This window comes from Hymenobacter duratus, from assembly GCF_014698995.1.
Classification (GTDB): Bacteria; Bacteroidota; Bacteroidia; order Cytophagales; family Hymenobacteraceae; genus Hymenobacter; species Hymenobacter duratus.
Genome location: NZ_JACWZZ010000001.1, coordinates 1613981 through 1638477 on the forward strand (window position 1 = coordinate 1613981; position 24497 = coordinate 1638477).

The 24497-nt window shown below is 61.8% G+C and carries 22 protein-coding genes; 11 read left to right on the forward strand and 11 right to left on the reverse strand.

Annotated features, from left to right (window positions below; translation table 11 throughout):
• Window positions 1-129: 129 nt before the first annotated feature.
• On the reverse strand, window positions 130-1107 hold the full coding sequence (gene meaB / locus IC231_RS06725; protein ID WP_190783731.1) for a methylmalonyl Co-A mutase-associated GTPase MeaB: 978 nt from the start codon (window positions 1105-1107) through the stop codon (window positions 130-132).
• A gap of 129 nt (window positions 1108-1236) precedes the next feature.
• Between meaB and IC231_RS06730 the strand changes: the two genes are divergently transcribed.
• Entirely contained in the window at window positions 1237-2667 is a 1431-nt protein-coding gene (locus IC231_RS06730; RefSeq protein WP_190783732.1) for a DUF5723 family protein, read from the forward strand.
• 225 nt (window positions 2668-2892) lie between these two features.
• Complete coding sequence (locus IC231_RS06735; RefSeq protein ID WP_211538907.1) at window positions 2893-4296, forward strand: DUF5723 family protein; 1404 nt, start codon at window positions 2893-2895, stop codon at window positions 4294-4296.
• 128 nt (window positions 4297-4424) lie between these two features.
• Here IC231_RS06735 and IC231_RS06740 read toward each other — a convergent pair whose 3' ends face one another.
• The 4 genes from IC231_RS06740 to IC231_RS06755 form a co-directional block, all read right to left on the reverse strand.
• Window positions 4425-5531 carry a TolB-like translocation protein gene (locus tag IC231_RS06740; RefSeq protein WP_190783734.1) on the reverse strand — a complete coding sequence of 369 codons (1107 nt, stop codon included), beginning with the start codon at window positions 5529-5531 and terminating at the stop codon, window positions 4425-4427.
• Window positions 5532-5636: 105 nt separating this feature from the next.
• The gene (locus tag IC231_RS06745) at window positions 5637-8906 is read right to left on the reverse strand and encodes a M12 family metallo-peptidase (RefSeq protein WP_190783735.1); all 3270 of its coding nucleotides are present in this window, start codon (window positions 8904-8906) and stop codon (window positions 5637-5639) included.
• A 199-nt stretch (window positions 8907-9105) separates the two neighbouring features.
• Window positions 9106-9660, reverse strand: a complete 555-nt coding sequence (locus IC231_RS06750; protein ID WP_190783736.1) for an NUDIX hydrolase — start codon at window positions 9658-9660, stop codon at window positions 9106-9108.
• A gap of 73 nt (window positions 9661-9733) precedes the next feature.
• The gene (locus IC231_RS06755; protein ID WP_211538908.1) at window positions 9734-10468 is read right to left on the reverse strand and encodes a L,D-transpeptidase family protein; all 735 of its coding nucleotides are present in this window, start codon (window positions 10466-10468) and stop codon (window positions 9734-9736) included.
• A 206-nt stretch (window positions 10469-10674) separates the two neighbouring features.
• Here IC231_RS06755 and IC231_RS06760 point away from each other — a divergent pair, with 206 nt between their 5' ends.
• The 3 genes from IC231_RS06760 (at window position 10675) to IC231_RS06770 (ending at window position 12874) form a co-directional block, all read left to right on the forward strand.
• Window positions 10675-11676 carry an alpha/beta hydrolase gene (locus tag IC231_RS06760; RefSeq protein ID WP_190783737.1) on the forward strand — a complete coding sequence of 334 codons (1002 nt, stop codon included), beginning with the start codon at window positions 10675-10677 and terminating at the stop codon, window positions 11674-11676.
• Window position 11677: 1 nt separating this feature from the next.
• Complete coding sequence (locus tag IC231_RS06765) at window positions 11678-12145, forward strand: DUF4174 domain-containing protein (protein WP_190783738.1); 468 nt, start codon at window positions 11678-11680, stop codon at window positions 12143-12145.
• A gap of 69 nt (window positions 12146-12214) precedes the next feature.
• Window positions 12215-12874, forward strand: a complete 660-nt coding sequence (locus IC231_RS06770; RefSeq protein ID WP_190783739.1) for a DUF2461 domain-containing protein — start codon at window positions 12215-12217, stop codon at window positions 12872-12874.
• On the opposite strand, the gene IC231_RS06775 is transcribed toward IC231_RS06770, so the two are convergent.
• Entirely contained in the window at window positions 12871-14070 is a 1200-nt protein-coding gene (locus tag IC231_RS06775) for a serine hydrolase domain-containing protein (protein ID WP_190783740.1), read from the reverse strand. The genes IC231_RS06770 and IC231_RS06775 overlap by 4 nt on opposite strands.
• A 156-nt stretch (window positions 14071-14226) precedes the next feature.
• On the opposite strand from IC231_RS06775, the gene IC231_RS06780 reads away from it, so the two are divergent.
• The 3 genes from IC231_RS06780 (at window position 14227) to IC231_RS06790 (ending at window position 17007) form a co-directional block, all read left to right on the forward strand.
• Window positions 14227-15402, forward strand: a complete 1176-nt coding sequence (locus tag IC231_RS06780; protein ID WP_190783741.1) for a geranylgeranyl reductase family protein — start codon at window positions 14227-14229, stop codon at window positions 15400-15402.
• Between the two features lie 96 nt (window positions 15403-15498).
• Window positions 15499-15885: a hypothetical protein gene (locus IC231_RS06785; RefSeq protein WP_190783742.1), complete on the forward strand. Its 387-nt coding sequence runs from the start codon at window positions 15499-15501 to the stop codon at window positions 15883-15885.
• 207 nt (window positions 15886-16092) lie between these two features.
• Window positions 16093-17007 (forward strand): YitT family protein, encoded by a 915-nt coding sequence (locus IC231_RS06790; protein ID WP_211538909.1) that lies wholly within the window; start codon window positions 16093-16095, stop codon window positions 17005-17007.
• Window positions 17008-17079: 72 nt separating this feature from the next.
• On the opposite strand, the gene IC231_RS06795 is transcribed toward IC231_RS06790, so the two are convergent.
• On the reverse strand, window positions 17080-17829 hold the full coding sequence (locus IC231_RS06795; RefSeq protein ID WP_190783743.1) for a DUF2490 domain-containing protein: 750 nt from the start codon (window positions 17827-17829) through the stop codon (window positions 17080-17082).
• Between the two features lie 174 nt (window positions 17830-18003).
• Here IC231_RS06795 and IC231_RS06800 point away from each other — a divergent pair, with 174 nt between their 5' ends.
• Together IC231_RS06800 and IC231_RS06805 are read left to right on the forward strand one after the other, a co-directional pair.
• Window positions 18004-18765, forward strand: coding sequence for a CPBP family intramembrane glutamic endopeptidase (locus IC231_RS06800; protein ID WP_190783744.1), 762 nt, complete (start codon window positions 18004-18006; stop codon window positions 18763-18765).
• A 150-nt stretch (window positions 18766-18915) separates the two neighbouring features.
• Complete coding sequence (locus IC231_RS06805) at window positions 18916-19662, forward strand: J domain-containing protein (protein ID WP_185889074.1); 747 nt, start codon at window positions 18916-18918, stop codon at window positions 19660-19662.
• Between the two features lie 74 nt (window positions 19663-19736).
• Here IC231_RS06805 and IC231_RS06810 read toward each other — a convergent pair whose 3' ends face one another.
• Window positions 19737-20528: an SDR family NAD(P)-dependent oxidoreductase gene (locus IC231_RS06810; RefSeq protein ID WP_190783745.1), complete on the reverse strand. Its 792-nt coding sequence runs from the start codon at window positions 20526-20528 to the stop codon at window positions 19737-19739.
• Window positions 20529-20674: 146 nt separating this feature from the next.
• Here IC231_RS06810 and IC231_RS06815 point away from each other — a divergent pair, with 146 nt between their 5' ends.
• Window positions 20675-21163 (forward strand): ankyrin repeat domain-containing protein, encoded by a 489-nt coding sequence (locus tag IC231_RS06815; RefSeq protein WP_190783746.1) that lies wholly within the window; start codon window positions 20675-20677, stop codon window positions 21161-21163.
• A 113-nt stretch (window positions 21164-21276) separates the two neighbouring features.
• Here the strand turns inward: IC231_RS06815 and IC231_RS06820 are convergent, their stop codons facing one another.
• The 3 genes from IC231_RS06820 to scpA are packed head-to-tail and all read right to left on the reverse strand — an operon-like array spanning window position 21277 to window position 24485.
• Window positions 21277-21711, reverse strand: coding sequence for a hypothetical protein (locus IC231_RS06820; RefSeq protein ID WP_190783747.1), 435 nt, complete (start codon window positions 21709-21711; stop codon window positions 21277-21279).
• A gap of 1 nt (window position 21712) precedes the next feature.
• Window positions 21713-22336: a DUF4145 domain-containing protein gene (locus IC231_RS06825; protein WP_190783748.1), complete on the reverse strand. Its 624-nt coding sequence runs from the start codon at window positions 22334-22336 to the stop codon at window positions 21713-21715.
• Between the two features lie 25 nt (window positions 22337-22361).
• Window positions 22362-24485, reverse strand: coding sequence for a methylmalonyl-CoA mutase (gene scpA / locus IC231_RS06830; protein WP_190783749.1), 2124 nt, complete (start codon window positions 24483-24485; stop codon window positions 22362-22364).
• Window positions 24486-24497 lie beyond the last annotated feature (12 nt).

The window sequence follows — 24497 nt, forward strand, 5'->3', positions numbered from 1 at the left end:
CCGGCCGCGCCAGCAGGGTGTCTGCAGGTACCGCGCCGGTGCTTTCGGGTACCACATCGGTGTCAAATGCCACCACATAAGTGCCTGATGGCACCACATCGGCGGTGAAGAGTGCCGCGCCGGCGGATGCTACAGCCTGAGCAGCTCCTCGGCCGCCCCAAACGCCGACTTGCGGCCGTCCATCACCTGCTGTTGCAGGCCGGCGAGCTGCTGCGCTACTTCGGGGCGCGCATAAAAACGGGTTTCCAGCGCCTCCCGGATGGTTTCGTGCAGCCAGTGCATGTTCTGCTCCTGGCGGCGGCGCTGGAAATAGCCGCTTTCCTGTATCTGCTGCACGTAGCGTTGCACTACCTCCCACACCTCCGGCACCCCCTGCCCGGTAAGCGCCGAGGAGGTCGTGACGACCGGGCTCCAGTGGCTGGCCGCCAGCGGAAACAGATGCAGCGCGTTCTGGTATTCGGCGCGGGCGCGGCGGGCGGCCAGCTCGTTGCCGGCGTCGGCTTTTGTGATGGTCACGGCGTCGGCCATTTCCATAATGCCCTTCTTGATGCCCTGCAACTCGTCGCCGGCTCCGGCCAGCATCAGGAGCAGGAAGAAGTCGACCATGCCGTGCACGGCCGTTTCGCTCTGGCCCACGCCTACGGTTTCCACAAAAATAACGTCGTGGCCGGCCGCTTCGCATAGCACCATGGCTTCGCGCGTGCTCCGCGTAACGCCCCCCAGGCTGCGGCCGGCCGGCGAAGGCCGGATGTAGGCCGCCGGATGCGCGGCCAGCAGATTCATGCGGGTTTTGTCGCCGAGGATGCTGCCGCCGCTGCGCTGGGAGCTGGGGTCGACGGCCAGCACGGCCAGCCGGTGGCCTTTTTCCTGCACCAGATGCAGGCCCAGGGCCTCAATAAACGTGCTTTTGCCGACGCCCGGCACTCCCGTAATGCCCACTCGTACCGAGCGGCCCGCATGCGGCAATACCACGTCCAGCACCTGCTGGGCCAGTTCCTGGTCGGAGGGCAGGGTGCTTTCCACGAGCGTGATGGCGCGGCTGAGCAGCACCCGGTTGCCGCTGAGGATGCCTTCGGTGTATTCGGAAACGGAAAAGCGCTTGGCCATGCAGCAGGGAGGAGCCGACCAGGAAAAGGGTGGCCGGGAAAAGAATGGAGTGCAAACTACCTCATAATGCTACATTTGGCCAAGTATACACACCGGTCCTGGTCTTATTCTCGCTTTCACTCCGATTCTATGCATGCAAACCGTTACGCTCTGGCTGCCGCCGCTTTTGCCTTACTGCTGGGTGCCAGTACCGCGCTACAGGCCCAGAACGAGCTGAGCAGCTTCACGGCTACCGGCCGCGGCGGTGTTGCCACCCCCTTTGTTACGGATTACCAGGCGCTGGGTATCAACCCCGCCAACCTGGGCCGGGTGACGGACAATCAGCCTCTCCTGACGTTCGGGTTGCTGGAGCTGGGGCTGGGCGCCGGCTCTCAGTCGCTGACCGGTACGCAGCTGAAAAACATAGCGTTTCATGCCGAAGACCAGCTGACGCCCGCCGACAAAACTGCCCTGACGGCCAGCTTCACCAACGGCAACGCCCTCAATGTGAATGCGGCCGCTACTTCGGTGGGGCTAGCCATTACACTGCCGATTGGGGCAGTGGCCTTCAGCAACCGCCAGCGCGTGGTAGGGCACGTGGGCCTGAATGAAACGGCATCGGATGTGCTCTTCAACGGGTCCAACGCCAAAATCTACCAGATGAGCACCTACCAGACCAACGGCCAGTACGACCCGGCCAAAGCGCCCATGATTTCGGCGGCGCTGGCCGGCACCGAGCTGCAGCTGCAATGGACCGATGAGTACAATGTGGGCTACGGCGCGCAGGTGCTGGACACGGACGGGTTCAAGCTGGCAGCCGGGGTCGGCTACCGCTATATCCGGGGCATTGGCATGCTCGATGTGCGTATAACGGACGGCGAGGTAAATGCCTTCAGCTCCCTGTCGCCGCTGTTCAAAGTGGATTACGGCACCGTCACCACCAGCCCCAACTTCGACTACCGTACCGGCAGCGGCCTGAAAGCCGTGGGTTCCGGCCACGGCTTCGACCTGGGCCTGACGGCAGAAATCAGCGAGCTGGTGCGCGTCGGCGTGTCCGTTACCGATTTGGGCAGCATGACCTGGGAAGGCAACGTGCTAACCGCCACCGACCAGAATCTGAAGAAAGTAACGTCCGGCGGGGTGGATACCTACAACATCTTCAAGGAAGCATCACAGCTGTTCGGAAGTAGTTCGGATGCCGTTTTTACCTACAACCCCGATAAGCAGAAGAAGGAAACGCTGCCGGCCAAATTCCGGGCTGGTGCTTCGGTGCAGCTCGGTGAAAAGCTGGAAGCAGGTGTGGATGCGGCCGTGCCGCTGAACAAAGTGGCGGGCAATATCAACTCGTCTTTGGTGGGGCTGGGCCTCGACTTCAAGCCGGTTTCGTGGGTGCGCCTGAGTACCGGAGTTACGGGAGGGGCCGGCTATGGTACCAGCGTGCCGCTTGGCATCACCTTCTCCACCGCGCACTACGAGGCCGGTATCAGCACCCGCGACGTAGTAGGCCTGATTTCCGACAGCAGCCCGTACTACTCCGTCGCAATGGGTGTGCTGCGGTTCAAAATCGGCCGGGCGCGCTAAGACGGCGTTTCGGCTACCACAGTACCCGCCTGCCGGGCCGGCCGTCTGCTTTATGAAGTGGATAGCTGGCCCGGCAGGCGGGTTTTTGCTGCCTGTTCCGTGCGAACAGGGGGCATGAGAGAAGCCGAAAATATAGCAAAGCGAGAATACCTAGAAGTAGGTATTGTGGCGCGGGGCAAATTGGAGTCTATTTGTTGTGGATTTATTCATACCAAAGCTCCGTTCATGTCCTGCCGCACCGTTGCCTCTTTTCTATCACTTTTCCTTGCTACTACCGCTGTTGTGCAGGCCCAGACCGAGCTGGGAAATTTCTCGAACGTAGCACGTGGCGGTGTTGCCACTACCTTCGTTACCGACTTTCAGGCCATTGGCATCAACCCGGCCAACCTGGGCCGCACCGGCAACGCACGGGTGGCTTTTACTATCGGCGAGTTTGGCATCGGGGTGGGCTCTCAGGCGCTGACACGCACGCAGCTACGCAAGTTCATCGAAGACTCGGGCGAAGAGCTCAATATGGCCCAGAAGCGGGAAATGGCCCGCGCCTTCACTTCCGACAATGTGCTAAACCTCAACGTTGATGCAACGCCAGTTGCGTTTTCGGTGGTACTGCCGGTGATGGGCAGCTTTGCGTTCAGTAGCCGGCAGCGAGTATCCACGCATTTAGGCCTCAACAAAAATACGGCTGAGCTGCTGTGGCTCGGCAAAGACGCCCCCATCTACCCCGCCAACTTCAACCCGGCCACTGCGCCACTGGTGTCGGAGGTGCTCGAGGGCACGTCTATCCAGATGGCCGCCTACAACGAATACAACATTGCCTACGGCCGGCAGGTGCTGAGCCTGCCCGCGTTTGGGCTGTCGGTGGGGGCGGGCTACCGCTATATCCAGGGTATCGGAGTGGTAGATGTGCGCTCCAAAGACGGGCAACTGGAAGCGTACAGCGCCCTGTCGCCGCAATTCGACATAGATTATGGCAGTGTCGTCAACAACCCCAGCTTCAACCTGCAGAAGGACACCGACAAGCTGTTGCAGCCGGTAGGCCGGGGCCATGGCTACGATGTGGGCATAGCGGCGGAGCTGGGTAAAAAAGTGCGGCTGGGTGCCTCCGTCACTGATATCGGGCAAATGACCTGGGAAGGCAACCTGCTCACCGCCAACGACCAGAAGCTGAAACGGCTGCGCTCCAGCGGCGCCGACAGCTACGAATTCTTCTCCGAGCTGGCCGACATTTTCGCCTCCGGTACCGACAGCCTGTTTCAGTATAAGCCGGCGCAGGAGCGCAAGGCCAGCCTGCCCACCAAGTTCCGGGCCGGGGCCGGCATTCGGGTGGGCAGCCGCCTGGAAGTGGGCGCCGACGTAACGATGCCGCTGAACAATGTGGCCGGTAATATTCCCGCCCCGTTCTATGGTGTTGCGCTGGATGTGAAGCCCCTAAGCTGGATTCGGCTCAGCACGGGCGCCACGTCGGGGGCGGGCTACGGCCTAGGCATTCCCGTGGGCTTCGCCATTGCCACGAAAGTTTACGAGCTGGGCTTCGGCACCCGCGACTTGCGCGGCCTGCTCAGCGACGAGCGGCCGTATGCCTCCGTGGCCATGGGCACGCTCCGCTTCAAAATCGGGACGGTAAAGTAGGGTGAGCGAAGGCACGTCTGAGTGAACGGACCCGCCTGCCTGCTCCTACTGAAAACGGGCCTCCTGCGCGAAACGCGGGAGGCCCGTTTTTGCTTTCTCGGCTGCCGCCGCAACCGGAGGCCAGCCAGCTATTTGCCGGGCTCAGTGAGGAAATTTGGCAGGCCCAGCTTGCTGCGGCGGCCCCCCAGTTTCAGGCCGTCGTCGATGTATTTGGCGGCGGTACCTTCGGCGTTGGGATTTTCGATGATGCCCAGAAACTGGTTGTCCTCGCGGGCAATGTAAATCCTGCCATCAGGAGCGCGCTGCAGGGAGCCCACTTTGCGGTTCGCCGACTTGCCTACGACCGTAGCGGCGCCGGTTTTCAGGTCGAACTGGAAGATCTGGGCCTGGCCGCCGCCTTCGCCGTTGCTGGAGCCATACAGCTTGCTGCCATCCGGCGAAAACTCCACGCCATACGCTTCAGGGTAAGGAGCAAAGGTCTTGGGGTTGCTGACCATTCCGGTGCTCCGGTCGAAGTCGAATACCTCGTACTTGTTGGCCTCACGCCACAGCGCCACGGCCAGCTTGCGGCCGTCGGGCGAGAATTTCATGGCGCCAATGGCATTGCGGCCGGGGCCGGCGTGCATGCTGCCCACGTTGCTCATGATGGGCTTGGTCTGCACGCCTTCCGCCGTAATGAGGAAGCTCACGAAGGCATTGGAATTCCAGCGGTGCGCCACAATCCAGACGTCGCGGCCGTTTTGGTGGCGTACGGCTGTCAGCTTCTCGGCCACCGGCGTGATGAGCAGCATGTTGGCGCGGGGCACGTCGCCGAGGCCATTGTCGCGGGTCATATCCACTACGGAGTAGCGCAGGCCGTTGCTGGTGCCCTGGGCCGCCACCGTAAACACGTAAAACACGTTGCCGGAACCGGGGTCGGGCACTACCAGGGCGCTTTGCGTGCTGGAGTTGGAGCCCATCAGCTTGCGGCCGTTGGGCATGACTGCGTGCTGGCGGTTGAAGATGTACTCGCCGTTGGTGTAGAACAGCAGCTGGCCCTGAGCGTTGGTCGCCACCGCCGAGCCCTCGTAGGTAGTCATTTTGTTGTTGAGCAGCGGGGTGGGGGCGGCGCCTCCCACCGGGAAGCTTAACCCAGCCTGCTGGCCGAAATACCAGATGGACTGCTCACGCTGCGCGCGCGCAGCATCAGGCAGCAGCAACACCAGCAATAGGGGCAGAAGCAAAAGTCGTTTCATAGAATTCAGAAAGTACGTCGCTGGTCAGAACGCAATTTCGTGCCAAAACGATATTCTGCCGGATTAAGGCCGCAAAAAGTCACACGCTCAGAGAAGGTGCCAAGACTACTCCAGTACCACTTTCTGTTGCTGATGCTGGCCGGTAGCGCCCTGCACTGTCAGCAGGTACAAACCGTGCCACTGCCGCGCCTCGGGCAGGGCCAGTGGGGAAGTGCCGGCCGGTACCGCCACAGCGCGGCGCACCACCGTCCGGCCCAGCGCGTCGGCTACGGTCAGCTCTACGGTCTGCGCTTCCCGGGCCTGCACCTGCACCTGAAGCGTGCCGCCCGCCGGAACCGGATTGGGGTAGGCGGCCAGGCGCAGCGCCGGCTGGTTCTGGCCGTTGCGCTGCAGCGTCACTACGCCCGAATAAGCCGCCTGTCCATCGGTATCCTGGATATGCAGGCGGTAGTACGCCATGCCCTCGGGCGGCGTAGCATCCTGGAAGGTGTACTTGTGCGCACTCGCACTGTTGGTGGCGGCTACCCGGCCCAGGCTTTTGAAATTACGCTCATCTGAGCTGCGCTGCACCTCAAAGTAAGCCACACGCTGCTCCGAAGCCGTTTGCCACTGCAGCTCGTTGGCCTCGTCCACCGCTCGGCCCGTGAACGTGGTGAGTACTACCGGTAGCGGCAGCGTGCCGGTGATAGTTACGCGCCGGGCGTTGGTGCTGAGCCGGCCACACGGTGCTATGCTGGCCAGGGCTGCCTGCAGCCCGACAAGTGTGCCATTCTGCAGGCCACTTACGGCATAGCCGCGCTGGAAAAGAAAGCCATACACGTCATACGTGCCGGCGGGCAGCGCGCGCAAATCGGCGGTGGGCGCTACCTGCGCTATCTGATTGGTCGTGGTGTTCACCACCACATACTGGTAGTCGTAGCCGAGGCTTTGTAGGGGTGCGTAGACTGTGCCTCCGGCAGCCAAGGTGGCAAAGCTGATGCTGTAGCTGCTGCCGGCAGCAGGTGCTCCGTTGAAAGTGGACACCACCAGCGTGTACGACTGGCCGGCTGTAAGCGAAACGGTAATGCTGCGGGCCAGGGAACCGGTGTAATTGTCGGCCAGCAGGTTGGCACACGGATTCAGTGGGTCGAAATCAGTGCCGGCGTACACCCGCAGCACCATGCTGCCAAAGGCCGTAGGGCTATTGATAGTGTAGGAAGCCGTAGCTGACGGTACGAACACATGCGTGTCGTAATAAGTCACGTTGCCGCCGTAGCGCGTGCAGGTGCTGCCGTTGTAGTCGGCCAGGGTGGTCGTCGGGTCGGTGGCGCTGATGGTGCCCGCCAGCTGGTTTGCACCGGTAAGCTCAGTCAGGCTGTAGCCCTGCTGGGTCAGGCTGAGGGCCGCATTGCCGGTTGCTGCAGTAAGGGGAGTGGCCGGCAGCGTCTGGGATGCAATAGGGGCGCAGCCCGCAATGGGAAAATCAGCGTCGTTGATATCAAAGAAGATATTGCCCACCGCCTCTACCCGGATGCGGGCCTGGCTGGTCGTCACGTTCGGAACGGTTACGATAGCCGTGCCGGTGTTGGGCGCCGCTGCGGCCAGTACGGTGCCAAACGTCTGCCCGCCATCCGTAGAAAGGCTGATTCGCACCTGACTCACGCCGATGGGCGCCTGGTCAGTACCGTTCACCGACCACGTTACGGCTGCCTGCTGCCCGCCAATCCAGAGAGAAGCGGTGTTTTGGGTGGTGAGGGCAAACGGGCCGGTGTTGGGCGCCACGGTCAGCGTCACGTTGTCGGTGCTGATGGTGCCGCCGGCGGCGCGCTGGTCGCGGGCCGTTACCACAAAGTGCAGGTCGCGGGCCACGTTGGGCAAGGCTTCGCCGATGCGGTCAGCGGGTTGGTTGCGGTTGGACAGCACGTAGCGCAGGTCGGGAAAAGTGCGCGAAGGCGTGGTGCGGGGCGGCCGGGGCCGGAACAGCGGCGCCTCCGGGTCGTCGATGGCGGCCAGCCCGTTGATGCCCGCAATAGTGCCTAGTGCCTGCGTGTTGGGCGTGTAGTCGAACTGATTCCAGGTGTAGGCCAGCGTTTCACCGTCGGGGTCGGAGCCGGTGGCCGTGAGCGTGAAGGGCGTATTGCGCGGAATCACATAGTCGGCACCAGCACTCACGGTCGGAGGCTGGTTGGCGTTGGTCGTGACGGTTGGGCAGGCGGCATTGCGCAGGTTGGTGCGCATCTGGTCCAATGACCGGGTATTGAAATGGTCGGCTTCGGTGCCTACCACATTCTGCAGGGTCTGAGTGCCGCATACATCGGTGTAGGCCATGATGGTGGCGCCGCCGCCGGGTTCCAGGTTGCTGCCGGCCGTCTGGCTGCCGCAGGGCCCCGTGAAGGTGTGGGCCGCACCGTGCTGATGGCCCATTTCATGCGCTAACACCTGCTGGAAGCCGCTGGTAGTTACACCAGACCAGGCCTGAGCCTTGTAGGTGCTGTTGCAGATGATGCCCACGTAGGCCACGCCGCCGCCATTGTTGTGGAAGCAATGGCCCAAATCGAAGCCGCTGGGCGTGAAGCGCGCGTTGATGAAGCTGCCTACTTCGCCCAGGTTCTGTTCCCGCAGGCGCCCAGTCGCCGCCGCCGCGCTGCTGGAAAGAGTGGCCGTGGTCATGGCTGAGAAGTAGTAGGTGCCGCCGTTGGGCTTCACCAGCTCATAGCTCACCGACAATTCCTGCAGGTACAGCCCCGACATCTGGTTCATGGCGGCCACCACGGCCTGCTCCACGGCGGCATCGGAGTTGCCGTTGGCGGCATAGTATTCCTGCGTTACCAGAATGGCGTAACGCAGCCGCCGCAGCTGCGTCCCGAAGCTGAATGGGGCCGGCATAGTCGAGAAGTTTTCGGGGCGCAGCACGTCGCCGGCCGGACTCAGTGTACCGCAAGGCCCACCGGCCGGCGGCGTTTGCTGCAACTCGTAGCCGGTGCCATCGGCTGCCGGCCGCAGGCTTGCCGACTCCGGGCCGGCCAGCAGCTGGGCCGTCAGGCTGCGAGGCGTGAGTACCAGCGACACCCGGCGGCCCGGGGCATTTTCCTCGTAGCCTACATAGGTGCGCAGGCGTCGGCGGGCCGCGGCATCATCGGCGGGCAGCACGTGGGTTTCGGTGAGCACAAAGGTACGGGCGCCCTGTAGCGTGGGCAGCAACACCCGGTAGGCAGCAACGGAGCCGGGGCGGGCACTGGTGCTTGGGTCGGCCGTGAGCTGCTGGCGGAGTTGCTCTACGTTCACGGATACGCGCCGGGGCGGAGCCTGTTGCGCTGTGATGGGTAGCGTGGAGCCTGCCAGCACGGCAAGCCAAATCAGGAGTAGTCTGGTAACTGCCAAGGATGCCTTCTTCATCAGTGAAAGAATGGGGAGAAGACGCCCAAGTTGCAGGAATAATTCCGCCCTCTACCAGAACCTAGGCTATAATCCAGTGCTTTTGTTCGGATTGTACAATTATTATATGCTGAAATATATATGTACTGAGCAATCAGCCGGTACTACCCGGCGCAATAAGTGCGGAAGCAGGATGGACGCCAGCCGAAACGTGCCGGTGCTATACGGGCCAATGCCCCTGCAACAAAGGCTGAATAAGAGGCTGAATGATGCGGTAGCTGGCGCCCCACAGGCTGTGGCCGCCCGCCACGTGGTAGAACGGCACCCGCCGGGGCATAGGCCAGCCGGCCAGCTGCCAGTCTTCCTCGGTATGCTGGCTGGGGTCGGCGAGGTGGCGGAGCGGAATCTCAAGCACTTCCTGTATTTCGCGCTGCTGCCACAGCCACACCTCCGGCCGGCTGATACGGCCCAGAAACGGCGCAATACGGAAGCCCGTGGGCACGGCTATCGGGGGGAGCTCCGCCAGAATTTCTACGTTGTCGGCAGCTAATCCGACTTCCTCTTCCGCCTCGCGCAGGGCAGTCGCCAGCAAGGACGCATCACTGGGCTCGTGCTTGCCGCCCGGAAACGCCAGCTGTCCGCCGTGAATACCGAAGCTGCTGCGGCGCACCATCACGAGCTGCAGCTCACCGGCCGCGTCGCGGAACACGGGCACCAGCACGGCAGAGTCGCGCAGGTTCTTCGGAATCGGTAAGTCATCAAGAGAAGCGGCCATGCCCGCAAGGTACGGAGAAGGCTACACGAGGCGGGGCCTTGCCGCAAGGCAGCCACCCGCCAACGCCCTGGCTTCACAGCTTCACCACTTCCCCGGTTACCAGCAATTGGTGGTTGTCCTCGAAGTACTGGTAGCCGGCAGTGAGGCCCTGCCAGAATGCAGCGTGCGGGCTGCCAACGCGGCGGGCCAGGTTTTCGGCGGTCATTTCAAACGGAAAAATATGGACCGGAATGCTGGCCTGGCCGGCGGCGCGAGCTTCCACGGCCAGCACATACAACTCCCGGATGCAAGCATCGGTAATGGGCAGGCACCCGATGGTGACGTTGGAGCCGTGGATAAATATGTCGCCGCCGGGGTTAGGAGCGGCGTGCTGCAGGTCGGCGGCGTTGGGATAGTCGAGGCCGAGCGACAGGTGATACTCGCTGTCGGGGTTGAAGCGGTTGATGCTATAAAATCCTTCCGGCACCTGGCCGTCGCCGGAGCGGCGCTTGGGGCCCAGCGTGCCCGACGTGCCCGCCAGCCGGTAGGTGCGCAGCAGCACAAACTGCCCAGTTTCCTGCTCCCGGCCCCATACTTCCACGCGCCGCCCCAGCTTGAAGGCCCGCACGAACAGCTCCAGCCGTTCGGGTCGGATGCCATGGCGGCGCAACAGCGTGTGCAGGCTGGTCTGATGCAGCCCATATGCCGCCCGCACCCGCGGAAACCGCAACTGCTGCTGCCGGAAAGCCGGGTCGGGCACAAGCGTCGTTGAGGCAGGGACACAGAGCGTCAGCAGCAGGGCCGCAGCCAGCAGAGCAAGTAAGCGCATACATGGGGGAGAGTAGGAGGGCCGGGCTGGTTCCTGAAAACCGCCTTTTGGCCTCATGTGAGCCATAAACGGGGCCACGCCGCGGCTTAGTATAGGACGGGGGTTATATAGCGGATATTTTTTTCAGGTCTGCTCGCAGCCTGCAAAGCCACTTTGCTACCTGCCGGCTACTATGCCCACTCCCGCCTGATTTGCGTATTGCCGGCATGGCTTTTCCTCCCATTCCCGATACCTACACGTCTGATCCGCTGGGTCCCGACTTCGAGCAGCGCAGCCTCTCCCAGCCACCCGATTACGAAGGACCGGTGCAGGCGGTGCTGGTGCGCTACCGGGTGCAACCAGCCACCACCCGAGCTGTGCTCTATGTGCATGGGTTCAACGACTACTTTTTTCAGCGGGAGATGGCCGAGCAGTATGCCGCCCACGGCTTCCGCTTCTACGCGCTGGATCTGCGCAAATACGGCCGTGCTCTGGTGCCACACCAGCGGCCCAATAACGTCCGGAATCTGTCCGAGTATTTTGAGGATGTGGATGCCGCGCTGGCCGTAATGCGGGCCGAAGGCAGCTACACTCTCGTGCTTAGCGGGCATTCCACCGGCGGGCTTATCGTGGCGCTTTATGCCAGTGCCCGCACAGATTCCGGCCTGGCCGCGCTGGTGCTCAACAGCCCGTTTCTGGACCTGAACCAGCCGCGGCTAAAAAAGCTGGCTGTGCCGCTGCTCGCGAAGCTGGGAGCGGTGTGGCCCAATCTGCCGGTGCCGGCCAGCCTGCCCGATACCTACGGCCAAAGCCTGCACCGTGCCTACCGGGGCCAGTGGGACTACGATCTGGGCTGGAAGCCCAACCGCGTATTCTCCGTGAATGCCGGTTGGCTGCGTGCTATCTGCAAAGGCCATTGGCAGGTGCGCCGGGGCCTGCGGATAGCCGCGCCGGTACTGGTGCTGCACTCCGACCGCACCGCGTGGGGCCGCACCTGGTCCGAAGACTTCCGGCGTTCTGATATTGTACTTGACGTGGCGCATATCCGGGCCTTGGCCCCACGGCTGGGCCCCAACGTAACGGTAGAGGCAGTCGCCGGCGGCCTACACGACCTGTTTCTGTCGGCGCCCGAGGTGCGGGCCGTGGCCTACCAGGCCGTGTTTGCGTGGCTGGAACAGGTGCTGCCAGGTGGCCCAGCAGGCTCACCCGCTCAGCCTACGGCTCGTTAGAATGCTTTCCTCAACAGCCGTTGCCATGCGCATGTATGTATTGCTCAGTATGCTCATAGCCAGCTTTATACTGGCCTCCGCGTTGCAAGCCCAACAAGGGCCAGCTGGCCAGTCGGTGCCGGCACTGCTGAAAGCAAGCAAATGGCAGAAACGCGTGCTGCTACTGTGTGCCCCCGCCCTTGATGATGCCAACCTACGCCGCCAGCAGCAGCTCCTGGAACCTGTGCGCGCCGGCCTGGACTCGCGCGACTTGGTGGTGCGCGAAGTCAACCTCAGTCAGCTTTCCACCGCCGACAAACAGTATCTCACGCAACGGTTGGGCGTGGCGGCTGGCGGCTTCATGGCAGTATTGATTGGGAAAGATGGCGGCGTGAAGCGCCGCGAGACCCGGCCTCTCCCGCCAGCCAAGTTGTTTTCTACTATTGATGCCATGCCCATGCGCCAGCAGGAAATGCGGGGCAAGCAGTAGCGCCGGCTTCCAAACTTTGGCTATACTCGCCGCCTCATAGGTGCTCTGGCACTGCCTTTCGCTTGCTGCATGAATACTGTTTTGCTGTTTGACTTTCTGGAGGAACTCTCCCTACACAATGAACGGGAGTGGTTTCAGGCGCATAAAGCCACCTACGACCAGCTTCGCAAGGAATTTGAGGTAGCCGTAGCCCGCTGGCTGCAGCAGATGGCCGCCAACGACCCTACGCTGGCCGGCCTGGACCCCAAAAAGTGCCTCTTCCGCATCTACCGCGACGTGCGTTTCTCTCACGATAAGCGTCCCTATAAAACCCATTTCAGCGCCTATTTCTCGGGTGGTGGCAAAGCGGGTACCGGGCCCGGCTACTATGTGCAGCTCGGCCCGCATGGGCAAACAATGATGGCCGGCGGAATCTATGTGCCGGAAAAAGAACAGCTGGTTCGCATTCGGCAGGAAATCGACTACAACGGCCCGGCCCTGCACGCCGTGTTGCAGGCGCCCACATTCCGGCAATACTACGCGGGCCTCAGCGGCGAAAAGCTCAAAAAAGCCCCTGCCGGATACTCCACCGACCATCCGGATGTAGAGCTGCTCAAACACAAAAGCTTTGTAGTAAGCCACCAAGTGCCCGATGCCACCGTGCACCAACTGGACCTTGATGCCTACGTGCCTGCTGCGTTCCGGGCCCTGCAGCCGTTCTGCGAGTTTCTGCGCGAAGCCGTGGACTAGGGCTGCCGCCGCTTGGTGTAGGGCGTGTAGTTTTCCCACTCTACGGGCGTAAAACGGTCGGCAATAGTCAGGTGTAGCAGACTCTGGAAGGCGCTTTCGCCATTGTCGCTGTTGCTCATCAATAGCACGCCCAGTCCCTGCTCTGGAAACACGATGGAGTAGTGCTGAAATCCGTCGCCGTGACCCTCTTTGAAAGCGCCGGTGCCATACGGCGACTGGAGCAGCCCCCAGCCCAGGCCGTAGCTCAGCTGCAAATGGTCGTAGAGGGTGGTGTCTTTGCGCGCCAGCGGGCCCATCTGCTGCACAGACCGCAGGCGGATCTGGGGCCGGAAAATCTCCTGCCACGATTCGGGCCGGAGCAACTTGCGCTGCAGCACGGCTTCCATAAACTTCGCGTAGTCCTCGGGTGTGGTTTCGAGGGTGCTGGCACTGCGGGGCTCGTTGTCTTTGTCCTTTTCCAGCACGGTACCTTTTGTGTCGTGGCCGAAGGCATAGCTGGCCTCAAACTGCGGCTGCCAACGGTAGCTGGAAGTCTGCATGCCCAGCGGCCGAAAAATCAGTTCCTGTGCCATTTCTTCCAGCGGACGGCCCAGCTTGTGCTCCAGCACCACCTGCAGGTACACCAGTCCTTCGCCCGAGTAGCTGAAGCGCGAGCCGGGCCGACGGTTTACCCGCAGTTTCTCGTCCTTCTCGTCCCAGCGCCAGTTGGCGAAGCCGCTGGTGTGGGTTAAACACATTCGGGCCGTGATGCGGCGGTACAGCGTGTCAGTCCGCAGGGCCGAGTAGTCGTCGTGCCAGCGGGTGCGGGGCGCATACTCGTAAATGGGTTTGGGCAGATAGTGCTGCAGCGGTACGTCCAGTGCCAACTGGCCCTGCTCCACCAGCTTCATCACCAGCACCGCAAATACCGCTTTGCTTAGCGAGGCGCCATAGAATTCCGTTGAAAACTGCAGCGGTTCTTTGGTGGCGGTGCTTTTCACCCCGAAAGCATGGGTATACACCGTGCGGTTATCGTTGAACACGGCTACGGCCAGCCCATGTACCTGCGCCGAATCGGTGATTTGCTGGATGCGCCGGGTTAGCTCTTCGGACCTGATCCGGGAGCCGTCCAGGCGTTTGATCTGGGCGGTGGGCGCGCAGGAATACAGCAGCAGACCTAAGGCGCCAGCCAGGAGTAGACGGTATAAACGGCTCATGCTGAAAGATAGGGATTAACCAATATTTTACTGCGTGGTTACTTCGTCTTATAGCGGGCTGAGCGGCGAGAAAGACCGGTTTCATGTCCGCTGGTTTTCATTTGATGCAGTGCCCTGTGTTCGGCATGCCGTAGCAGCGCACTACCTTCGCTTGCAGTGTCTATTTCGCGCCATCCTCATCACTACGACGTCCTGATTGCTGGGGCCGGCCCGGCGGGTACGGCCTGCGCGCTGGCATTGCGCAACAGCGGGCTGCGGGTGGCACTGCTGGACAAGGCCAGCTTTCCGCGGGACAAAATCTGCGGTGACGCCATTCCCAGTCCCACGCTCCGGCATCTGGCCCGTCTCGACCCGGCCTATGCCACCGAACTGCAGGAGCTGCTGGCTCCTCACCGCGCCGATACAGCCTTCAGCCGTATGCTGGCGCCCAATGGCCGGGCGCTCCGCATTCAGTGGCACAATCCGGCTTTCAACAGCCCGCGCCTGCACTTCGATGATGCGCTGCTGATACTCGTGCGCCGCCATACCGCCACCAAAGTGCTGGAAAAGTATACTATCCGGCAAGTCGAGGCCGACGCGGACGGTGTCACGGTCTGGCCCACGGATCCGGCGCAGGAGCCGTTGCGGGCGGCGCTGGTTATCGGCTGCGACGGGGCCAACTCTGTGGTGTACCGGCAGCTGGCCCCGTCAGCTCGCCTCAACCGGGCATATCACTGTGCGGCGGTGCGGGCATACTACCAGGGCGTTGCCGATGCTCCTGAAAACACCTCCGACTTCTATTTTCTGCGCGAATTTCAGGCGGGCTACTGCTGGGTGTTTCCTGTGGGTAATGGCGTGTACAACGTCGGGTTTGGCGCACTGTCAGAAGAAATAACTGCCCGGCGGCTTGATCTGAAAGACGTGTTGCAGGATTTGCTGGCCGAGCATACGCATCTGGCTCCACGCTTTGCCACTGCCACCCAGCTCACGCCCGTTACCGGATTCGGGCTGCCACTGGGTGGCTCCGCCCGCCCGGTACACGGTGCTCGTTGGCTGCTCTGCGGCGACGCTGCCGCCCTCATCGACCCACTGCAGGGCCATGGCATCGACAAGGCAGTGCACAGTGGCATACTGGCCGCTCAGCAGGCACAGCGCAGCTTTCAGGCCGGCCGTTTCGATGCGGAACATCTGGCGGAATATGCCCGGGAGGTAGAACGCCACATCGGCCGCGAACTGGCCCGACGCTACCGTATCATGCGTTTCTTGGCTGGCAAACCCTGGCTTGTGAATCTGGCGGTAGGCGCTGCTACATGGCCCTGGCTGCGTCGGCGGCTGGTGCGAGCAGTGGGGTAAATCGGCCTGCTATAGCATGCCTTAGCGCCAAAATCGTGAACTTTGCGGGGCTCAGGGCGTTGTTTTAAGATGCCTCTACACGGGCGCTTCTCCTACATGCCTTCCGGTTTCTGCTACATATCGTCGCTTATGCGGGCTTGGTGCCTGTTGCTGCTCCTGCTGGGCGGTGCGAGCGGCCGTGCGCTGGCCGAACAGGCGGGGGAAGCAGTTACGCGCCACGCCGTAACGCCCGAAGGCCGCCATGTTGCTCCGGCTACGCTGCACCGGTCAGAAGGGCTGCAGCTGGATGCGCTGGCCCCCGCTACCACCGATTTTTCAACTACCTGTACTGGCTGCCCGGCAGAATTGCCCTGGCAACTGCCGTATAGCGAGCTTTCTTATTATCCGGCGGCAATGGTGCCCGCCCTGCCTTCGGCGCCAGCCGAGCCCCGGCTGCAACAGGCACGCCGGCTGTTGCTGGCCCTCACTCCCAACGCCCCCTGACTTTTCGGTTGCTACGAGCATGTTTTGGTGGCGGCAGCGGCTAGCAAAAAGCTGCGCTGCCACTGCTACAGCGTGCCCGGTGGCTATGGCTGCCCGGCTGCGCTGTGCGTTTCTCCTCACTTTCCGAAACAGTCCGATTTTATGCCCTCCAATAAGTCCCTTTTAGGTTCTGTTCTTCCTGATACCCTTCCTTTCAAGCCGGCAGCAGTGCCTGCATTGCCCGGCCCGCCGGTGCCGTTTGCGGCTCGCCCCGCTCCGGGGCCGGTGAGCATGAAACGCCGCCTGGTGCAGGTGGGGCTGCTGGCCGCCGGCGTTTTTAGCGCGGCACTCGGCCTGAAAGGCTTTCTGCTTCCCAACGACTTTATTGATGGCGGCGTCACGGGTATTTCGCTGTTGGCAAGCCAGCTGACTGGCCTTTCCCTATCGGTGCTGATTGTGCTGATCAATATCCCGTTCATCATCATGGGGTATTACCAGCTCGGGCGTGGCTTCGCCATTCGGACGCTGCTGGCCATTCTGGCGCTGGCGGGTGTGCTGCTGGTTGTGTCGTTTCCGGTGCTGGCTACTGACAAGCTGTTGATTTCGGTGTTCGGGGGCTTCTTCCTGGGGGCCGGCATCGGGCTGGCCATTCGGGGCGGCGCTGTGCTCGACGGCACCGAAATTCTGGCCGTGTACATCAGCAAGAAAACCCCGCTCAGTGTCGGCGACATTGTGCTGCTGTTCAACATTATCATCTTCGCGGTGGCCGCCTCGCTGCTGTCCATCACCACGGCGCTGTACTCCATTCTGGCGTATCTGTCGGCGGCCAAAACCATGGACTTCATCATCGAAGGCATCGAGGAATACACCGGCGTCACCATCATTTCGCCCTTCTCCGACGATATCCGGCGCATGATAACCGAAACGCTGGGCCGCGGGGCCACACTCTACCTGGGCAAGCGCGGCTTCGGCTCCCGCGGCGAGCAGCTCGATACGCTCGATATTATCTTCACCGTCGTGACGCGCCTGGAAGTGACGCGCCTCACCGACGAAATCGACAAGATTGATCCGCAGGCTTTTGTGGTGATGAGCAGCGTGCGGGACACGAAAGGTGGCCTTGTGAAGCGCCGTCCGCTGCATTAGGCAGCCCCGCCGGCCGGGGCTGGCTGCAGGCCACTAGCCCGCCAGGCAGCGCCGCGCGCGTTTTCTGGCGGGCTAGTGGTCTTTCTGCTTTCTGAAGTCGGGGTTGAAATTCAGGCTGACCTGCAGCGTGTGGTTCTGCTCAAACACCACGCCGTCGTCGTGCTGCACGGTTTGGTGCAGGTAGCTGGTTTCTAAGCTCAGCGCTTCCGTTGCTTGGTAGCCCAGGCCGGCATACAGCCGGTTCTGGTTGAAGAGCCGGGCCGCGTTGGAACCGTAGCTGATAAAAATTTCATCGGAAACCAGCGCGTAGAGCGTGCCGGCCTCTAGTGCAGGGCCAGTAAGTGGAAACTGTAGCTGCAGGCGGTAGCGGGAGCGGTACTGGCGCGCGTAGCGGCTTTCGCCAGGGTTCAGCAGCCAGCGAAAATCCTGAATGTAGCGGTGCGTGAGCTGCAGGCGACCCAACTCATCCTCAAGGTCGGCGCGCAGGTAGAAGCGCTGCTCGTGAGTGCGGCCGGCATCCGGAAAATCACCGTAGGGCAAAGAGAGTAGGTACACGTAGCCCGGCGTCAGTGTCAGTCGGTCGGTGGCGTGGTAGTTGGCGCCCACGCGGTAGAAATATTGCTGCGGGTCGCGCAGGCCGTGGGTGCGGCGCAGCTGAAACTCGGTGTGCAGGCCCCAGCGCTTAGTCAGGCGGGCATCACTGAACCAGGCCAGCCATACGTTCCGGTTCGGGTCCTGAATACGAGCCGGCGGTGCAGATTGGGCCCCGGCAACAACCGGCAACAGACACAGAAAACCCATCGGCAGGAAAGAAACACGCATGCCCTGCTAACGGAAATGCCCCGCCCGGGATATGGCCCGGCGGTGCCTCATTACTCAATCCATGCCCAAATCAGGGTACTTCGTGGTTTTTTGGCGGCACTTCGGCAGATTCCGGTTTCAACTGGCGCGTTGAGCGGGCACTTTTGGGCAGTTCTTTCACTTTTCCTCCGCCCCATGAAAAAGCCCGCTGTGGTTGCCGCCGTTACCCTCGCTACATTCCTGCTGGCCGTGTATGGCCCGCGCTTACTCAATCCGCTGCTGGGCGTGGTGCCGGGGCAGCTGGGCCCGGTAGGCTGCTCGCTGTATATGGCGCTGTGGTGGCTGGGGCTCCCCATGCTGGCGCTGGCCGGACTATACGGCTTCCGGCGGGTGCTGCCGGAGTTGGGCTGGCGGGCTTCGGTAGGCACTGGTCTGCTGATGGGGCTGGTGTGCACGCTGCCCATGCTGCTGGGATATCTGGCGCTGTTTCCGGTAACGGAGCTGGCCGGGCCTGTGGTGGCGGGCAATCTGGTGCGGGGCGCTTTGTGGGCGGGCTTGGGCGAAGAAACGCTGTTTCGGGGCTTCCTGTTTGGGCAGCTCTACCGGAAAGTACGGTTCCCGTGGCTGCTTACCATCCTTATCGAGTCGGGCATTTTCGCTACGGGCCACCTCTACCAAAGCCACGACTTGGCCTCGGCGGCCGGTGTGCTGGCCGTCACGTTCAGCGGCGGGGTATGGTTCGGCTGGCTCTACAAAAGCTGGAACAACCTGTGGGTGCCCGTTTTCCTGCACGTCTTCATGAATGCTTGGTGGATGCTGTTTGAAGTGTCGGACACAGCGTTGGGCAATGTGTGGGCCAATGTGTTCCGGGTGCTCACCATCGGGCTTTCCGTGGCGTTTACGCTCTGGTACCAGCGCCACCGGCAGCCTGCACCGGCCGCGCTGGCACTAGCCTGAGGCTGCACGCCCGTTGCTACCGAAAAAGCGCCGCCCCAGTAGTGGGCGGCGCTTTTTTCGCTCAATGGCGGCCGAACAATAAAGCACCGCAGTTCTGGTTTGTTATGTGCTTAGTTCGAGTATTTTGCACCTGATCTAGCTGACCCGGATATGCAGAACTATTACCGCCTGTTGGGAGTGCCGGCCACGGCCTCGGTGGCCGAAATAGAAGCCGCCTACCGCGCCCTGCACGCCCGTATTCACCGCCGAGCGGCCCGCGACCCGGCCCTCAACGAACGGCTGCAGGAAGCCTATGGCAGCCTCCAGATTCTGACCGACCCGCGCCGCCGCTGGGCCTACGACCAGCTCCTGGGCCAGCAGCCGGCTCCGGCCCGGCAGCTGTCGGCTATGGAGGCCCTCATGGAGCGCTACGCCCCGGTGGCCCGGTGGCTGAACTGGGCGCTGCTGGCTTTCTGCCTGCTGCTGGCCCTCGACCGGGTGCTGCCCCTGCGTGAGCTGCCGGGCGAGTTGGTGCTGAGCCGCCAGCTGGTTTCCATTAGTGCTTCGGCCTCCAATCCGCAGGTGGGCTACGACATTCAAACGCCGCTTACCAAGTTCCGGCTGCACAGCGCCCAAGCGCCCCGCGCCCGCGAAGGCGAGTTTCTGACGGTGTGGCGGACGCCACTGCTGGGTGTGGTGCGGCGTGTCAGTTCGCCCCGCGCCCCGGAGGGCCCGGCGCCGTTCGAGCCGTACGGGACCGGCGTATACGGTGGGGCACTGGCGGCTCTGCCCATCTTGCTGCTGCTGGTGGCAGTGGTGGGCGTGCTGCCCAACCGAGCCCCCGAAACCCGCGTGAACACCGCCGTAGCTGGCAGCCTCCTGCTGGTGCTCACGGTGGTTGTCATGTGGCTGTTTTAGGTGGTCGGGCTAACAAAAAACGTCCTGCAGCGGCACCGCTGCAGGACGTTTTGATACTAGGGGGCGGCTTGTTTCTAGCCGATGCTGCGAATCACGCCGCCATCTACCCGCACCGAAGCACCGTTGGTGGCAGCGGCCAGCGGGCTGCAGAGGTAGGCTACCATATTGGCAATTTCGTCGGTAGTGATGAAACGCTTGAGCAGCGAGGAGGGGCGGGCGTCACGGAAAAACTCGTGCTCGGCTTCTTCGCGGGTTTTGCCTTCACCGGCCAGCTGCTTCAAGAACTCCTCTACTCCTTCCGAAGCCGTAGGGCCGGGCAGCACCGAGTTGACGGTAACGCCGGTACCAGCAGTTAGCTCGGCCAGGCCGCGTGCTACGCCCAGCTGTGCGGTTTTGGTGGTGCCGTAGTGGATCATCTCGGCCGGAATCTGCAGGCCCGATTCGCTGGAGATGAACAGGATGCGGCCCCAGTCTTTCTCCAGCATCTGCGGGAAATATTGGCGCGAAAGGCGCACGCCGCTCATCACATTCACCTCAAAAAAGCGCAGCCAGTCTTCGTCGGGAATTTCCGCGAAAGGCTTGGGCTCGAAAATGCCCACGTTGTTGATAAGGATGTCAGCCGTGGGCACTTCCAGTAGTAAGTGCTGTACCTGCTCGGGACGGCCAAAATCTACCGGCACACCGCGCACGGTGGCACCGGGTGTCTGCTGCAGAATGGCGGTACGGGCTTCTGCAATGCGGGCTTCGGTGCGGCCCGTCAGAATTACGTCGGCCCCTTCGGCAGCCAAACGTTGCGCAATAGCTAATCCTATGCCAGCCGTGGAGCCCGTTATGAGGGCAGTTTTGCCCGTGAGTTGTAAATCCATGAGAAGAGGATGTGGTTTCAGAAATGTACGTAACCGCCAGCGCAGGGCTTTGTCTGAGTCACCGACTGTTTTTCTTCTGGAGGCGCCGCCCGCAACTTCCACGGGCCTTTCCTGCGTATGCACTCCCAATCCAACTTCTCCCGCTGATGTCTGACTTTACCTCGTCCCGCCTCGAAGACCTGCTGTTTGATGCCGCCCGCAACGGCGACGTAGCCACCATTAAGAAGCTGCTGGCCGAAGGTGCCGACGTGAATGTACAGAACGGCCGGGGCTTCACGGCCCTCATTCTGGCGGCCTACGACAACCACCTGGAAGCTACCCGCGTGCTGCTCGAAGCCGGCGCCGACCCCAACGTGCACGATGCCAGCGGCAACACCGCCCTGATGGGCGTGGCCTTCAAAGGCTACCCCGACATTGCCCGCCTGCTCATCGGGCACGGTGCCGACCTGAACGCCCGCAACGGCAACGACGGCACGGCCCTTATGTTCGCCACGCTGTTCGGCCGCCACAACATCGTGCCCATCCTGCTCGAAGCCGGCGCCGACACCACCCTGCGCGACGTGCGTGGCCTTTCCGCCCGCGACTTGGCCATTCAGCAGGGCAACGACGAAGCCCTGAACGTGCTGCCCGAATAACAGACAAGCCAGACGCGGCGCTGCCGCGGCTTCTCATCAGGCTACTCCACCAGAGAGTGGCCCCATAAAGCCCGCAAAATCAAACCGGCCTGCTTTTCAGCGGGCCGGTTTGGTTACAGAACAGTCGAAGCGTCAAGCGTGGTCAGTTGCGCTACCATTCCCGGGAGCTGCGTGCGGCGCAGCAGCTTGGCAATGTGCGGCGGCAGCTCGGCCACCGTGAGCGGGTGCTGCGGCCGGGCCATGAGGTAATAGTGTGGGTCTTGGTGGTTGTGGAGGTTGGTTTTATCGAACGAGAACAGGCCGCGGCGGGCGTAGCGGATGAAGCTCTCGTAATTCAAGCCAGTTGGCAGACCAGTTACCAGGTCCGCCGCCGTTGATTCCGGCAGCGTCAGGAAATACTGGTGCAGCTCCAGCAGCGCCTCCTCCGATGCCGCCACCGAAGCCGGCAGCACTCCACCGCCGGACGCGACGTGCAGGATATGCCCTTCCGTGTCGGTGGCGAAGTAGTCAATGTCGGCGTGTTCCTGGTCGGAGGGGGATATCTGCATGTTATAGATTTTTATTTGCGGAGCTAAGTGCGTCTGCTTTTCCCCGTTCTATTCTTGCTGGCAATACAAATAAAAATTCCCCAAAGGCTTGTGTGAATTTTATTACTCTTTGTGCGTCAGTTATGCTAGGTAGAATTGCATTCTGATCCGCATGACGCTGATCATTTGCATCTAATCTAATTTCATGAGCCCATTCCTTCATTCCATCCGTAATAAGATGGTCTTTATTAGCCTGATCTATTCGTGCATAAAGGCTCCCTTTTACATATCCTTTTTCTTTTAGCATAGCATCTACTGAACTGGCACAGAGCATAACTGCACCAGCTGGGGCATTTATGCTATTTATGGCTTGTGTAAGATATGCTCTGGCTATGTTAGGAATAGCATCATCTACAAGAATTGGGGCAGGGTATATTTCTGTAACAGGGCTGCTAATATGTCCCCGAGTTGCTGCTGTAACAAGGCTGCCACAACGGACACATCTATAAACGCGCCAATATCTAAGATTTGCTCCTTCTACATTATAAGTCTCTATTGGATTACTTAAAATGGATTCTAAAGTAGGTGAATCTACGCCACAGTGAGGGCATCTGCTTATTACAAGTTGCTGAGCTAAAACAGCCATATGAATTTAAAAAGTAAAATGAATTCTAATCCCCCAATTTCTCCAGAATCTCCTGTGCCGCCACGGCAATGACGGTGCCTGGGCCGTAAACGCCGGCCACGCCCGCGTTATAGAGAAACTCGTAGTCCTGTGACGGGATGACGCCGCCGGCAATGACGAGGATGTCTTCGCGGCCCAGTTGCTTGAGGTCGGCGAGCAGCTGCGGAATCAGGGTTTTGTGTCCGGCGGCCAGACTGCTGACTCCCACCACGTGCACGTCGTTTTCGGCGGCCTGGCGGGCTACTTCGTCGGGGGTCTGGAACAGCGGGGCAATGTCCACGTCGAAACCGACGTCGGCAAAAGAGGTGGCAATGATTTTCGCACCCCGGTCGTGGCCGTCCTGGCCCATTTTGGCCACCATCATGCGGGGTCGGCGGCCTTCCTTGGCGGCAAAGGCATCGGCAGCGGCGCGGGCCTTGGCAAACTCTTCGTTGTAGTCCATTTCGGCAGAATACACGCCTGAAATGGCGCGGATAGTGGCCTGGTGGCGGCCATATACTTTCTCCAGCGCATCGGATATTTCGCCGAGCGTGGCGCGGTGGCGGGCGGCCACTACGGCCAGCGCCAGCAGATTGTCGGTGCCGGAGCGGGCTGCTTCGGTCAGGGCTTCTAAAGCGGCCTGCACGGCGGCCGTGTCGCGGGTGCTGCGGATGCTCGTGAGGCGGGCAATCTGGGACTCGCGCACAGCGGCGTTGTCGATGTCGAGCACGTCGAGCTGCTGCTCCTCGCTGGGGCGGTACTTGTTCACGCCCACAATGATTTCCTTGCCCGAGTCGATGCGGGCCTGCTTGCGGGCGGCAGCTTCCTCGATGCGCATCTTGGGCAGGCCGGTTTCAATGGCTTTGGCCATGCCGCCCAGCTCTTCTACCTCCTGAATGAGCGCCCAGGCCTTGTTGGCCAGCTCATGCGTGAGGGTTTCGACGTAGTAGGAGCCGCCCCAAGGGTCCACGACGCGGGTAATGTCGGTTTCGTGCTGCAGGTAGAGCTGCGTATTGCGGGCAATGCGGGCCGAGAAGTCGGTGGGCAGGGCAATAGCCTCATCTAGGGCGTTGGTGTGCAGGCTCTGGGTGCCCCCGAGGGCGGCGGCTAGCGCCTCAATGCAGGTGCGGGCCACATTGTTGAAGGGGTCCTGCTCGGTGAGCGAGTAGCCGGAGGTCTGGCAGTGGGTGCGCAGGGCCAGGCTCTTGGGGTTTTGGGGCTCAAACTGCTTCAGGACCTTCGCCCACAGCAGGCGGCCGGCCCGGAGCTTGGCAATTTCCATGAAGTGGTTCATGCCGATGGCCCAGAAGAAGGAAAGGCGCGGCGCGAACTGGTCGATGGTCATGCCGGCGGCCAGGCCGGCGCGTACGTACTCCAGGCCGTCGGCAATGGTGTAGGCCAGCTCAATATCGGCGGTAGCGCCGGCCTCCTGCATGTGGTAGCCGGAGATGCTGATGCTGTTGAACTTGGGCATATGCTGCGCCGTGTAGGCGAAGATATCGGCAATGATGCGCATGCTCGGGGCGGGCGGATAGATATAGGTGTTGCGCACCATAAACTCCTTCAGAATGTCGTTCTGAATCGTGCCCGCCAGCTTTTCCGGCGCTACGCCCTGCTCTTCTGCCGCTACGATGTAGAAGGCAAGCACCGGCAGCACGGCTCCGTTCATGGTCATGGACACCGACATCTTGTCGAGCGGAATTTCATCGAAGAGAATCTTCATGTCTTCCACGGAGTCGATGGCCACGCCGGCTTTGCCCACGTCGCCTACCACGCGGGGGTGGTCGGAATCGTAGCCGCGGTGCGTGGCCAGGTCGAAGGCCACCGACAGGCCCTTCTGGCCACCGGCCAGGTTGCGGCGGTAGAAGGAGTTGGACTCTTCGGCCGTGCTGAACCCCGCGTACTGCCGGATAGTCCAGGGGTTCTGGACGTACATGGTAGGGTAGGGCCCGCGCAGATAGGGTGCCACGCCCGCCCCAAAGCCAAGGTGGCCGAGGTGCTGCACGTCGTGGGCGGTATAGTGGCTTTTGAGCTGGATAGCTTCGGGCGTGACGGTGGCCGCTTCCGGTGCCGCCGGGGTAGCAGGCAGCGGGGCGTCGTTATAGGCTATCTGGGAGAAGTCGGGTTTCATGGTGTTGGGTGA

Bases quoted from the DNA above. Each gene is read 5' to 3' on its own strand.
- IC231_RS06815 (WP_190783746.1), top strand. From the start codon at position 20,675: ATGTCTGACTTTACCTCGTCCCGCCTCGAAGACCTGCTGTTTGATGCC.
- IC231_RS06740 (WP_190783734.1), bottom strand. From the start codon at position 5,531: ATGAAACGACTTTTGCTTCTGCCCCTATTGCTGGTGTTGCTGCTGCCT.
- IC231_RS06770 (WP_190783739.1), top strand. From the start codon at position 12,215: ATGAATACTGTTTTGCTGTTTGACTTTCTGGAGGAACTCTCCCTACAC.
- IC231_RS06760 (WP_190783737.1), top strand. From the start codon at position 10,675: ATGGCTTTTCCTCCCATTCCCGATACCTACACGTCTGATCCGCTGGGT.
- IC231_RS06775 (WP_190783740.1), bottom strand. From the start codon at position 14,070: ATGAGCCGTTTATACCGTCTACTCCTGGCTGGCGCCTTAGGTCTGCTG.
- scpA (WP_190783749.1), bottom strand. From the start codon at position 24,485: ATGAAACCCGACTTCTCCCAGATAGCCTATAACGACGCCCCGCTGCCT.
- IC231_RS06810 (WP_190783745.1), bottom strand. From the start codon at position 20,528: ATGGATTTACAACTCACGGGCAAAACTGCCCTCATAACGGGCTCCACG.
- IC231_RS06750 (WP_190783736.1), bottom strand. From the start codon at position 9,660: ATGGCCGCTTCTCTTGATGACTTACCGATTCCGAAGAACCTGCGCGAC.
- IC231_RS06765 (WP_190783738.1), top strand. From the start codon at position 11,678: ATGCTTTCCTCAACAGCCGTTGCCATGCGCATGTATGTATTGCTCAGT.
- IC231_RS06805 (WP_185889074.1), top strand. From the start codon at position 18,916: ATGCAGAACTATTACCGCCTGTTGGGAGTGCCGGCCACGGCCTCGGTG.
- IC231_RS06730 (WP_190783732.1), top strand. From the start codon at position 1,237: ATGCATGCAAACCGTTACGCTCTGGCTGCCGCCGCTTTTGCCTTACTG.
- IC231_RS06800 (WP_190783744.1), top strand. From the start codon at position 18,004: ATGAAAAAGCCCGCTGTGGTTGCCGCCGTTACCCTCGCTACATTCCTG.
- meaB (WP_190783731.1), bottom strand. From the start codon at position 1,107: ATGGCCAAGCGCTTTTCCGTTTCCGAATACACCGAAGGCATCCTCAGC.
- IC231_RS06795 (WP_190783743.1), bottom strand. From the start codon at position 17,829: ATGCGTGTTTCTTTCCTGCCGATGGGTTTTCTGTGTCTGTTGCCGGTT.
- IC231_RS06745 (WP_190783735.1), bottom strand. From the start codon at position 8,906: ATGAAGAAGGCATCCTTGGCAGTTACCAGACTACTCCTGATTTGGCTT.
- IC231_RS06820 (WP_190783747.1), bottom strand. From the start codon at position 21,711: ATGCAGATATCCCCCTCCGACCAGGAACACGCCGACATTGACTACTTC.
- IC231_RS06755 (WP_211538908.1), bottom strand. From the start codon at position 10,468: ATGCGCTTACTTGCTCTGCTGGCTGCGGCCCTGCTGCTGACGCTCTGT.
- IC231_RS06735 (WP_211538907.1), top strand. From the start codon at position 2,893: ATGTCCTGCCGCACCGTTGCCTCTTTTCTATCACTTTTCCTTGCTACT.
- IC231_RS06785 (WP_190783742.1), top strand. From the start codon at position 15,499: ATGCCTTCCGGTTTCTGCTACATATCGTCGCTTATGCGGGCTTGGTGC.
- IC231_RS06825 (WP_190783748.1), bottom strand. From the start codon at position 22,336: ATGGCTGTTTTAGCTCAGCAACTTGTAATAAGCAGATGCCCTCACTGT.